Source organism: Dokdonia sp. PRO95 (assembly GCF_000355805.1).
Taxonomy (GTDB): domain Bacteria; phylum Bacteroidota; class Bacteroidia; order Flavobacteriales; family Flavobacteriaceae; genus Dokdonia.
Genome location: NZ_CM001837.1, coordinates 2,978,362 through 2,990,516, shown reverse-complemented (window position 1 = coordinate 2,990,516; position 12,155 = coordinate 2,978,362). Strand labels below are relative to the sequence as shown.

General features: G+C 39.6%; 7 protein-coding genes. 3 read left to right on the top strand and 4 right to left on the bottom strand.

Annotated features, from left to right (window positions below; genetic code table 11):
* Positions 1 to 28: 28 nt before the first annotated feature.
* From D017_RS13445 to D017_RS13430, 4 genes are all read right to left on the bottom strand, one after another.
* Entirely contained in the window at positions 29 to 1,843 is a 1,815-nt protein-coding gene (locus D017_RS13445) for an acyl-CoA dehydrogenase family protein (RefSeq protein ID WP_035337181.1), read from the bottom strand.
* A 174-nt stretch (positions 1,844 to 2,017) separates the two neighbouring features.
* On the bottom strand, positions 2,018 to 3,211 hold the full coding sequence (locus D017_RS13440; RefSeq protein ID WP_035337179.1) for an acetyl-CoA C-acyltransferase: 1,194 nt from the start codon (positions 3,209 to 3,211) through the stop codon (positions 2,018 to 2,020).
* A 154-nt stretch (positions 3,212 to 3,365) separates the two neighbouring features.
* Positions 3,366 to 5,774: a 3-hydroxyacyl-CoA dehydrogenase/enoyl-CoA hydratase family protein gene (locus D017_RS13435; RefSeq protein ID WP_035337177.1), complete on the bottom strand. Its 2,409-nt coding sequence runs from the start codon at positions 5,772 to 5,774 to the stop codon at positions 3,366 to 3,368.
* On the bottom strand, positions 5,774 to 6,229 hold the full coding sequence (locus D017_RS13430) for a MarR family transcriptional regulator (protein ID WP_013752306.1): 456 nt from the start codon (positions 6,227 to 6,229) through the stop codon (positions 5,774 to 5,776). Before D017_RS13430 ends, D017_RS13435 begins: the two co-directional genes overlap by 1 nt.
* A 301-nt stretch (positions 6,230 to 6,530) precedes the next feature.
* On the opposite strand from D017_RS13430, the gene D017_RS13425 reads away from it, so the two are divergent.
* The 3 genes from D017_RS13425 (at position 6,531) to D017_RS13415 (ending at position 12,111) form a co-directional block, all read left to right on the top strand.
* The gene (locus D017_RS13425; protein WP_035337175.1) at positions 6,531 to 7,733 is read left to right on the top strand and encodes a GAF domain-containing sensor histidine kinase; all 1,203 of its coding nucleotides are present in this window, start codon (positions 6,531 to 6,533) and stop codon (positions 7,731 to 7,733) included.
* Positions 7,734 to 7,945: 212 nt separating this feature from the next.
* Positions 7,946 to 10,864 carry a PEP/pyruvate-binding domain-containing protein gene (locus tag D017_RS13420; RefSeq protein ID WP_035337172.1) on the top strand — a complete coding sequence of 973 codons (2,919 nt, stop codon included), beginning with the start codon at positions 7,946 to 7,948 and terminating at the stop codon, positions 10,862 to 10,864.
* Positions 10,864 to 12,111: a serine hydrolase gene (locus D017_RS13415; protein WP_035337171.1), complete on the top strand. Its 1,248-nt coding sequence runs from the start codon at positions 10,864 to 10,866 to the stop codon at positions 12,109 to 12,111. Before D017_RS13420 ends, D017_RS13415 begins: the two co-directional genes overlap by 1 nt.
* The last annotated feature ends 44 nt before the right edge of the window (positions 12,112 to 12,155 follow it).

Sequence of the window (12,155 nt, the reverse complement as noted above, 5' to 3'; positions counted from 1 at the left end):
CATAGTTTTAGTGACTTATTAAAGTGTATTATGCGTCAAAGCGATATTTTCCATGTTGCTCCACATCTGCAGCAATCTGGTTACGTAAGCCTATTACGTTAGGCTGGTTTGTGTACTTTGTAAAACGCTTAAGACCCATAAGCATCATACGTTGCTCATCACCTTCGGCAAAAGAGATAATAGCTTCTTTAGCCTTAGTCTGGATAATATCTACTGCGTTAAATAAGTATAGTTGAGTCATTGCAAGTTGCGTTGCTTGGCTCTCAAGACCAGAACGCTTGATATTCTTCTCTGTACGTAAGATTGCACTCTCAGACATATAGATTTCAATCAAGATATCTGCAGCAGCCATTAGTAATTGCTGGTGTTTCTCTAGCTCTGTTCCATATTTCTTTGCAGCAGATCCTGCTACCATTAAGAATACTTTCTTAAGACGCTTAAGAAGATCTTTCTCTTCAGATAATGTTTCAGAAAAGTCTGGTGTATCAAAAGAAGGAATACCCATAAGTTCTTCACCTACAGCAGTAGCAGGCCCCATAAAGTCTACATGACCTTTCATTGCCTTCTTCACCATCATTCCTACCGCTAGCATACGGTTAATCTCGTTTGTACCTTCATAGATACGAGCGATACGAGCATCTCTCCAAGCAGATTCCATAGGAGCATCTGCACTAAAGCCCATTCCTCCAAAAACTTGGATACCTTCATCTGTTGTATTCTGTACATCTTCAGAAACGGCAACTTTAAGGATAGAACACTCAATGGCATACTCCTCAACACCTTTAAGCTCTGCTTCTTGGTGTGTGTTTCCTTCTGCATGACGCATCGCGATACGATCCTCTATGTTCTTTGCTGCTCTGTATGATGCAGACTCATCTACATATACATTTGTAGCCATGGTAGCAAGCTTTTGTTTGATTGCACCAAAGTTTACAATAGGAGTTTTAAACTGTACACGCTCCTTAGCATACGTTACTGCTTCGTTTACTACACGACGTTGTGCATCAAGACAAGCAGCTGCAAGTTTAATACGACCTACGTTAAGTGCGTTCATTGCAATTTTAAATCCATTACCACGCTCAGAAAGCATATTCTCTGCAGATACTACAGTATCATTAAAGAATACCTGACGTGTAGAAGAAGAGTGGATACCTAATTTCTTCTCTTCGTCACCTAGTGTGATTCCGTTAGAAGGATCATTTTCTACGATAAATCCTGTGATGTTCTTATCGTCTTCTATTCTTGCGAATACGATAAAAAGATTACAGAATCCTGCGTTTGAAATCCACATTTTCTGTCCAGAAATCTTGTAAGATTTTCCATCTTCAGAAAGTACTGCTTTAGTTTTTCCTGAGTTTGCATCAGATCCAGCACCTGGCTCTGTAAGACAGTAAGCTCCAAACCACTCACCGCTAGCGAGTTTAGGCACATATTTTTGTTTTTGCTCTTCGTTACCGTATAAAGTAATTGGCATTGTTCCAATTCCTGTATGTGCTCCAAAGGCTGTACTAAAAGATCCAGTTGCACCAGAGATGTAATCACAAACAAGCATTGTAGATACAAAGCCCATTCCTAACCCACCATACTCTTCTGGTACTGCAACACCTAGTAAACCTAGTTCACCAGCCGTACGCATTGTCTCCTCTGTGTATGCATAGTCTTTTTTCTCAAAGCGCTCCCAGTGTGCCCATAGATCACGATCTACAAACTCTCTAGTACTGTCACGCATCATGCGCTGCTCTTCATTAAGATCTTCCATTGTGAAGACATCTTCACAAGCTGTTTCTTTTACGATAAATTGTCCACCGCGTAAGATATCTTTCTTTGTTTCTTCTGTAGCCATAATTACATATTAGATTTGAGATTTTAGACGTTAGATAGGGGGTAATCATCCTTCTAAAATCTGATCTCTATTTTTAAATTGTGTTATTTTTTTAATTGTTTTTTTACGCTTTCGCGAAAGCGAACTTTAAACAGATGAGACACTCCTTTTTAATAAGAGGTCTCATCTATTTTATTATTTAAGGAATTCGTAAATTCCTGCTGCTCCTTGTCCAGTACCTACACACATAGTAACCATCCCGTATTTACCTGACATATCACGCTTGCGCATCTCATCAAATAACTGTACCGACAGTTTACCTCCTGTACAACCTAGTGGGTGACCTAAAGCGATCGCTCCTCCATTTACGTTTATAATATCTGGATCAAGACCTAGCTCACGGATAACTGCAAGAGATTGTGAAGCAAATGCCTCGTTAAGCTCAATAAGCTCAATGTCATTTTGCTTAAGACCTGCCTGCTTCAATGCCTTAGGAATTGCAGCTACAGGACCTATACCCATGATACGAGGTGGTACACCAGCCGCAGCATAGTTTACCATACGAGCGATAGGCTCGATGTTAAGTTCTTTTACCATCTCCTCACTCATCACCATTACAAAGGCAGCACCATCACTCATTTGTGAAGAGTTACCTGCAGTAACGCTACCACCTTGAGCAAATACAGCTCTTAACTTTGCAAGCGCTTCCTTACTAGTTCCAGCACGTGGTCCCTCGTCTTTATTTACCGTATAAGATTTAGTTGCTCTCTTACCATTTGCATCGATATATGTTTGCTCCACATCGATAGGAACAATCTGATCTTGGAAACGGTCTTCGGCCAGTGCACGTAGGGCTTTCATGTGTGAGTTGTATGCAAACTCATCTTGATCTTCACGAGATACGTTGAATTCATTTGCTACAGCCTCTGCCGTGTTACCCATTCCCCAGTAGTAATCTTCATGTCCAGACTTTACTACGGTATCGTAGTTAAGTTCTGGTTTAAATCCTGTCATAGGTACAGAAGACATAGACTCTGCTCCACCAGCGATAATACAATCACCCATTCCTGCTTGAATCTTTGCTACTGCCATACCGATAGTTTCTATTCCAGAAGAACAGAAACGGTTTACAGTTACACCCGGTACATCAATAACGTCAAGTCCCATTAAAGAGATAAGACGTGCCATGTTAAGACCTTGCGATCCCTCTGGCATTGCATTTCCAACAATTACGTCATCTATGCGTTTTTTATCAAACTCTGGCAGCTCCTTCATCATATACTGAATCGTTTCTGCAGCAAGCTCATCTGCTCGCTTGAATCTGAAGACACCTTTGGGAGCTTTCCCAACGGCTGTTCTATATGCTTTTACTATATATGCTGTTTTCATAATAACAGTGTTTCTTTATTAGGTTATAATCTCCCTCTTTGAAGAGGGCTAGGGGAGATGTTATTGTGGTTAGAAAGTTATTTGCTGATACAATCTAAACTTATACATCCCCACCAACCTCCCCTTCAAAGGGGAGGCTAAGGGCAATTATATATTAGTTACGTAAAGGTTTTCCTTTTTGTAACATATGCTGGATACGCTCTAGTGATTTTCTCTCAGTAGCTAGTGATAAGAACGCTTCACGCTCTAGGTCTAGTAAATACTGCTCAGAAACTCTTGTAGGCTCAGAAAGATCTCCTCCAGCCATCACGTAAGCAAGTTTATTTGCAATCTTCTTGTCATGCTCAGAGATGTAGTGAGAAGCTTCCATAGAATCTGTTCCTACTAAGAACATTCCTAATGCTTGCTTACCTAATACAAGTACATCATTACGTTTTGCCGGTTGAGTATATCCTTGGTCTGCCATCTGGCGTGCAACAGCTTTTGCTGTAGCAATCTGACGATCGCGATTTACCACCACAATATCTTTACCATGCTTAAGGATATTAAGATCATAGGCTTCATGAGCAGAGGTAGACACTTTTGCCATACCAATAGTAAGGAAGTGCTCTTGAAGTACATTTAACTGTACATCACCTTTATCAAACTTATCTGATGCTCTTAAGGCCATTTCCTTAGATCCACCACCACCTGGTATTACACCTACACCAAACTCAACGAGTCCTATGTAAGATTCGGCAGCAGCTACTACGCGATCTGCATGAAGTGTCATCTCACATCCACCACCTAGTGTCATACCGTGAGGTGCAACAACCGTAGGGATAGCAGAGTAACGCAAACGCATACATGTATCTTGGAAATACTTTACAGCAGCATTAAGCTCATCATATTCTTGCTCTACGGCAAACATGAAGATCATCCCAATGTTTGCTCCTACAGAGAAGTTTGTACCTTGATTACCTACTACGAGACCATCAAAATCTTTTTCGGCCATATCAATAGCCTTATTAACTCCTGCAAGTACATCACCTCCTATAGAGTTCATCTTAGAACGGAACTCTACGTTTAAGATTCCGTCGCCTAGATCTTGAACAGATACTCCCGTGTTTGAGAATACTTCTGTTTGTTTTCTGATGTTATCAAGAATGATAAATGAATCTTGACCAGGTTTTTTTACATGCGCTTTCGCGGAAGCGGAGTATACATGCGTAGCACCATCTTTTACAGAATAGAATGTCTCAATTCCAGCAGCAGTCATATCTGTTACCCAAGAGGCAACCTCAAGACCTTCTGCTTTCATTAGTTCGATACCTTTTTCTACACCTACAGCATCCCAAATTTGGAATGGTCCGTGCTCCCAGCCGAAACCAGCCTTCATAGCATCATCTATCTTGTAAAGCTCATCTGTAATTTCAGGAATACGATTCTGAACGTATGCAAATAAGTGTGCAAAAGACTTGCGGTAAAACTCACCAGCCTTGTCTTTACCACCTACGAGCACTTTAAAGCGATCATACACGTTATCGATAGACTTTGTAAGCTCTAAGGTTGCAAACTTTGCTCTTTTTGCTGAGCGGTAATTTAGTGTATCTAGGTCAAGCGTAAGGATTTCTTTTTGTCCTGTCGCATCTACACTCTTTTTATAGAATCCTTGACCTGTTTTTGAACCTAACCATTTATTCTCCATCATCGTGCTGATGAAACCTGGTAAGGCAAATAATTCTTTTCTTTCGTCCTTAGGGCAGTTCTCTGCAATACCGTTTGCAACATGTACAAGGGTGTCAAGACCAACAACATCTACCGTACGGAAGGTTGCAGATTTAGGACGTCCTATAACTGGACCTGTAAGTTTATCTACTTCTTCTACCGTCATCCCCATTTCCTTAACGGTGTGGAATAATGACATAATTGAGAAGATACCGATACGGTTACCTATAAACGCTGGAGTATCTTTTGCTACTACAGATGTTTTTCCTAAAAATTGCTCACCATACTTATTTAAGAAATCAAGAACGCTCTGGTCTGTTTTTGGTCCAGGGATGATTTCAAATAATTTTAAGTAACGTGCAGGGTTAAAGAAGTGTGTACCACAGAAGTGCTTCTGGAAGTCTTCACTACGACCTTCAGACATAAACTGGATAGGAATACCAGAAGTGTTTGAAGTAATAAGTGTACCAGGAGTTCTATGTTTTTCTAAGTTTTCAAAAACTTGCTTCTTAATATCAAGTCTTTCTACAACTACTTCTATAATCCAATCTACGTCTTTTACTTTTGCAATATCATCCTCAAGGTTTCCTGTGGTGATTCTACTTGCAAAAGACTGGTTGTAAATAGGAGAAGGCTTACTTTTTAAAGCAGTTTTAAGTGCATCGTTTACCATACGGTTACGCACTACTTTATCTTCAAGTGTAAGACCATTTGCTTGTTCTTTAGCATTTAGTTCTCTAGGTACGATGTCTAGCAAGAGTACATCTACACCGATATTTGCAAAATGACAAGCGATACCGCTTCCCATAATTCCGCTACCGATGACGGCTACTTTCTTTATTCTACGTTTTGCCATTATTTTACTAAGGTTTCTTTTTGGTTAAAAACTTTTCTATTTTGAATCAAATCATTGATAGTATCAATAACTTCATAAAAGTTGTTGATTTTTTCTTCACTTATAGTATTTCTCACAGCACCATTAAAGGTCTTTACTTTTGTTTTTGAGAAATCTCTTTTTTCTTTTCCAAATGGAGTAAGATGTATAAGAACTCCGCGTCCGTCTGCTGGATTAGGTTTGCGTTCTATCAAGCCTTTTTCTTCCATAGTCTTAAGTGTACGTGATAGGGAAGTGGCTTCCATACCCATACGAGGGCCTAATGCTGTAGAAGGTGTTCCTTGGTCTGGATCTATACTTAATAGTGCAAAACCAACGGCCATCGTTACATCAAACTCTGCTGCTTGTTCATTATACATTTTCATTACTGCTTGCCAAGTGGCTCTCAAACAGTAGTCTATTGTTTTGTCATTCATATGGTTTTATTCCGAAATCGTTGTAAATATACAATAATTTACTATGCACGCACAGTAGTTTTTGCGAATTTTATTGATTATTAGTCATTATTTTATTTCTGTAGTTGCTAATACATTGACTGTAATATACCTCAACTTTGCAAAAATTTTGTAAATTCTATGTTATTATATCGTCTCAGTCTGTTCAATACAGTCAAAATGATAATCTATAAACGTTCACCTGTTAAGAGGAAGCCATTATCTTTGTCTACTGAGCCAGCAAATACAATTCCCTAAATGGCGACTTAAATTTATTACCAGTATGATAGCACCAGCAACACCAGTTAATGAGTTTAAGCGCATGAAAGCTTTACATGGTCTAGACCTTCTAGACACAGCTCAGGAGCCAGATTTTGATTACATCACAAAATTAGCTGCATATATATGTAAGACTCCTGTAGCCCTAGTCACTCTGGTAGATGAAGACAGGCAATGGTTTAAATCAAAAGTTGGATTTGCTCCTTGTGAAACTTCGCGAGATAGCTCGTTTTGCGCACATGCAATTTTAACTCCTAATGAGATTTTTGAGATTCCTGACGCTACAAAGGATTTGAGATTTGTAAACAACCCACTTACAAAGGGTGACGCGCCAGTTATTTTTTATGCTGGAATTCCATTGCGCACTAAAGATAAAATGGCTGTGGGATCATTATGTGTTATAGATCATAAACCTAATAAGCTTAATCAAGAACAAAGAGAAGCACTTATCACCTTAGGGAAACAGGTAGAACGACTTTTTGAATTGAGATCTGTAAATGCTAAACTTAGAACTACCAAGGAAAACCTAACTAAGCATAATTCATTACTTCAGGATTTTGCCGGTACTGTTTCTCATGACCTCAAGATGCCACTAGCAAACCTCATACTTACATCAGATATATTAAAAAAGAAATATAATGACGAGATAGATGAAAAAGGTAAAAACTACTTGAGCTACCTTAAAAAGTCATCTATGTCTATGAGTAAGTATATCACTAATATTCTTACGCATTATGAGAGTACCGCTTATGATAAGGATGATGTGCATGAATTCATGCTCAATGATATGCTTGAGGATCTTGTAGACCTTCTTAATATTAACTACGAATGTGAAGTTCATTTCCCAGAAAATAATATAGAATTACATTGCAACAGATCTGCACTAGATCAGATTTTCTTAAATCTTATAGCAAACAGTCTTAAGTACAATGATAAGAAGCATACAGTAATAGATATTAAAGCCACACAAACGGCTAAGCACTTTGAATTTTCTGTAAGAGATAATGGTCGAGGTATTGAAGAAGATAAGGTTGATAGCATATTTACTCTTTTTAGTACAGTAGGACATCTTGATAAGAATGGAGAACGCGGCCATGGAATTGGACTTTCTACGGTGCAGAAACTTGTAAATAATCTTGGTGGTACGATAAGAGTAAAGTCGGAGCTTGGAAAATATACAGAGTTTATCTTTACCATTGCGAGGTAGCTAAGTACGCTTTCGCGAAAGCGTAACACTTCACGTCATTGTCACATCAAGCCTATTCTATTTATCATAGAGTTATTGCTGCCTAATGAGTATGCTTCAGGTTGGAATCGTTATTTTTAAGTTAATTATCACTTAGACATACGTTAATCTATAGTAGATCGGAATAGGGCTCGACTATATTAGTGCGCAACAAACCAATCTAACAACACTACATGTTGAAAATTACCCAGTTATTGCTCACTAGTCTTACTATTTGTATAGCAAGTGCACTGTATGCTCAAGACTTACCCGTAGCAACTATACAGAAGAATATCAAATCTTTTAAAGAAAATCCGCGAGGCCCTTATAAAAAAATAGAGTGGTTTTGTGAAGATGGTACGATGCGAGAAGCACGTGACCCTTGTCCAGATGATATAGGTGGTGGTGTGCAGCACGCAAGTTATAGTGAAGACCTAATAACGCTAGGTACTAAGTATCACCTCTTTTTTGCAGATATACTTGCAAACACAGATAAGGTTGCTTTCTGGGATGTTACAAATGATAATAGCCGCATCAAGCAATATCAACTAGCGAGATACCTTGCAAGTGTAGATAATGGATGGGTGCAGCGCAAGTCACAGTTTTACCGTGGTGCCATACAGTCTGAAGATGAGGAGGCGTGGGGCGTTGAGTTTTATGAGTGGTTATTGCGTAGCGATATTCGTTTTAGACAAAACTACTATTTACTACGCCAGACCTTACGTGATATTCCTCACGATGGAGATAGCAACATTGCCCAGCGTATGCGTAGTGAGTCAAAAATACTGGCAGAGACCTACCCAAAATTTATGGATGCCCGTATTAAAATACACGGCAAGCCCAGTGTGAGTGACATCCAGATGGTTCAAGAGTTTAGAGCTAAACATAAGGGAGACCTCTCTGATGAAGTGAAAAAGCAGTTTGACCAACTAGAAAAAATGCTCGCCGAATTTTATACACCTATCAATTTTAAGGAACTACATAGTCAAGTAAACGCTATCTCTGTAAAAAATGATCTAACAGAACGCATTAGCACGTTTTTAGAAAAAGCTGCTCAGGATACCTCTGCGCAAACACTTGTGCCAGAAATTGCAGATGTACTCTGTTATATACGTCAAGACGTACTTTCCTTATCCAGATCTAGTGATCGCCTTGCGATGCTAGATTTATCTAATGAGCTGGAAGATATATTACTCCTAAAGACACAAGAGTGGCAACCAGAAACATTAAAGGAGCTACTTTATAAAATACAAACTCTTTCATATGCAGCAACAGGTACAGGACTTATTGAGCTAAATGAGTGGGCAGCAGTAGAGCCGTATTTACAAGCAGATAGTTACCACAATGACAAGAGTGTCGAGCAGCTTAACGATTTCCTTGCGACAGCTAGAGGAGTTGTAGAGTGGAGCGCCTCACAAGTAAAGGCAAAGTATCAAGAAGTAGTTGATACCTACGCAACTTTTGAGCCTAAGGCTTATGGTTTTATAGATGACCGCGTGCGATCTTCTGTCGCATTAGATTTAGGTGAGAGTGTGAGTACGCTAGGGGCATTTATTGCAAAGCATTCTGGGCTTGAAAATAAGGTAATGGATATAGATGGACAGTCTTCTATGAGAGGATTAAATCCTGGGTATGCCTACGGTGAACTTGTTGTTATAGAAGGTTCTCCAGAAGGTATAGAAGTGGATACAGAGAAGATATACGTCTTTGAAAAACCGCCATCAGATCTCAAGCCTGTGGCTGGTATTATGACGGTATCAGAAGGTAATCTGGTTTCACACGTGCAGTTACTTGCTCGTAATTTAGGAATCCCTAATGCGGCATTATCCCAAGAAAATCTTCAAGATTTAAGTAAGTATAGCGGTAAGAAGGTCTTCTATGCTGTTTCAAATAAAGGAAGTGTTATCATAAAAGGCGAGGACGATATTACAGATGAGGAGCGTGAGTTATTCTCAAAGAAGCAACGTTCTACAAGTCAGGTGACCGTGCCTGTAGAGAGGATTGCGCTCGATAAGAAGGACATCATAAATATGCGTGATCTTGATGCAAGCGCGTCTGGAAAACTAGTAGGCCCTAAGGCGGCAAACCTTGGTCAGCTCAAGAAGATGTTCCCTGAGCAGGTGGTAGAAGGTCTTGTTATTCCTTTCGGCATTTTTAAGGATCATATGGATCAAAAAATGACCAATTATGAGGGTTCTTACTGGGAGTTTTTAAATAACGCTTTCGCGAAAGCGGAACAAATGAAAAGTAACGGCGCGTCATCAAAAGAGATAGAGACATTCCAACTGCAAGAGTTGAAGCGATTACGAGAGGCTATAAATATGATGACGCTCAAGCCGTCATTTGTAAATAGCCTGCGTGCAGATTTCCAAAAAGTCTTTAAATCGCCTATGGGTAAAACTCCCGTATTCTTGCGTAGTGATACAAATATGGAAGACCTTGAAGAATTTACGGGAGCAGGATTGAACTTGACGCTTTTTAATATTCTTGATGAGGATAAAATCTTAAAAGGAATTAAAGATGTGTGGGCTTCTCCATATACGGAGCGTAGTTTTAAATGGCGCCAGCAGTATCTAAGTAATCCAGAAAATGTGTTTCCTTCTATACTTATCATTCCTTCGGTAGATGTCGAGTATAGCGGTGTGATGATTACAAAGGGTATTAATCAAGGTACAGATGAGGATCTTACTATTGCCTTTAGCCGTGGGGCAGGAGGAGCAGTAGATGGACAAGCCGCCGAAACTAGACTTGTTACCGCTACAGATGCGCGCTTACTGTCGCCAGCGAGACAGGCAGATTTTATTAGACTGCCAGCAACGGGAGGTGTGAAGAGAAACATCGCAACCTTTGACGAAGAGATTCTCAATGAGAAAAACATAAAGGATATACGCGACATTGCCCAGTCTATAAGAAGACGATTACCAGAAATGACAGGTTCTGACTATAATGGGGCATATGATGTGGAGCTTGGTTTTGAAAATGACAAACTATGGTTGTTCCAGATACGACCATTTGTAGAAAATAAAACGGCAAAGTCCTCAGAATATCTTGAGGCAATCTCACCAAAAATTGACAAAGACTTTTTAATAACGCTTGACGCACCTATAAACTAATGAAAACATATATCACACTAACATTCATCGCTTTATCTACTTTATTTGTAGCGATGCTTTATCCTATAGACGGCTATGATACGACGGGTATAAAACGATTGTACCGACTTCAGAAAATGGAGATGGATAGTATTGCAAACAAGCGTATTCCTAATGGCGCTTACTTAAAACTAGAGGATATTAAGCTCAATTTGCTTTCGCGAAAGCGTGATTCTCTTGGAGCAATACTTGTAGAAGACAATGATTTTGCTAGAAAGATTGCGAGAATTACACCCGGCGGGAACTACTCACTTGCGGTACTTGATATGACTAATCCAGATAGTTTAAAATATGCGGCTCACAGAGAAAATGTAGGATACCAGCCAGGAAGTGTGGGTAAAATTGCTGTCCTTAACGGCTTCTTTACAGAACTTGCAGAGGTATATCCAGATAACTTTGAGTTGCGTACGGGGCTTATGTGTAATAAACGAGTGAAGGCTCGATACTGGGGAACAGGAGATCACCACACGATACCTGTGTATGATATAGACAGTGATAAGTTAATAAAGCGACAAGTGGTTGCTAGTGATGAGTTCTCGCTGTATGAGTGGGCAGATCATATGGTCTCTGTGAGTAATAACGGAGCTGCGAGTGTGCTGTATAGAGAGACAATGTTGCTAGATGCCTTTGGACGAAAGTATGCAGACCTCACCGAAGAAGAAGCAGAAAATTACTTTGTAGAGACCGATAGAGACTCCCTAACGAGTCAAGCAAACCGAGTGGTGAATCAGCCATTAAGAGATCTAGGAATTACAGAAGACGACTGGAGACTAGGAGGGATGTTTACACGTCCTGCTGGTAAGTATGTAGGTCGTGAGGGTGGAAGTATAGGGACTCCTAAAGGACTTATGAAATTTCTAGTAGCGCTAGAGCAAGGAAATGTAATAGATGAAGAAAGCTCGCTTGAGATGAAGCGATTATTATATATGACTGACAGACGTATACGCTATGCACACTCTAATAGACTAGATGATGCGGCGGTGTACTTTAAGTCTGGTTCGTTTTATAAATGCGATCGAGAGAAAAACCCTAACTGTAGTGACTATGCGGGTAATGTGTTTAACTATATGAACTCAGTGATTATTGTGGAGCAGCCTAATGGTAAAAAATACATTGTATGCCTAATGACTAACGTACTTAATAAAAACTCTGCAGGTGCGCATATGTACCTAGCAAGTAGTATTGATAAGGTGGTAAATCCCACATAAAAATCATTTACAGTTCTATTAAAACGCCTTCTAGTTGTTACTAG

Excerpts from the sequence above, each read along its gene's own strand:
- D017_RS13445 (WP_035337181.1), bottom strand. The coding sequence starts at position 1,843 with ATGGCTACAGAAGAAACAAAGAAAGATATCTTACGCGGTGGACAATTT.
- D017_RS13440 (WP_035337179.1), bottom strand. The coding sequence starts at position 3,211 with ATGAAAACAGCATATATAGTAAAAGCATATAGAACAGCCGTTGGGAAA.
- D017_RS13435 (WP_035337177.1), bottom strand. The coding sequence starts at position 5,774 with ATGGCAAAACGTAGAATAAAGAAAGTAGCCGTCATCGGTAGCGGAATT.
- D017_RS13430 (WP_013752306.1), bottom strand. The coding sequence starts at position 6,229 with ATGAATGACAAAACAATAGACTACTGTTTGAGAGCCACTTGGCAAGCA.
- D017_RS13425 (WP_035337175.1), top strand. The coding sequence starts at position 6,531 with ATGATAGCACCAGCAACACCAGTTAATGAGTTTAAGCGCATGAAAGCT.
- D017_RS13420 (WP_035337172.1), top strand. The coding sequence starts at position 7,946 with ATGTTGAAAATTACCCAGTTATTGCTCACTAGTCTTACTATTTGTATA.
- D017_RS13415 (WP_035337171.1), top strand. The coding sequence starts at position 10,864 with ATGAAAACATATATCACACTAACATTCATCGCTTTATCTACTTTATTT.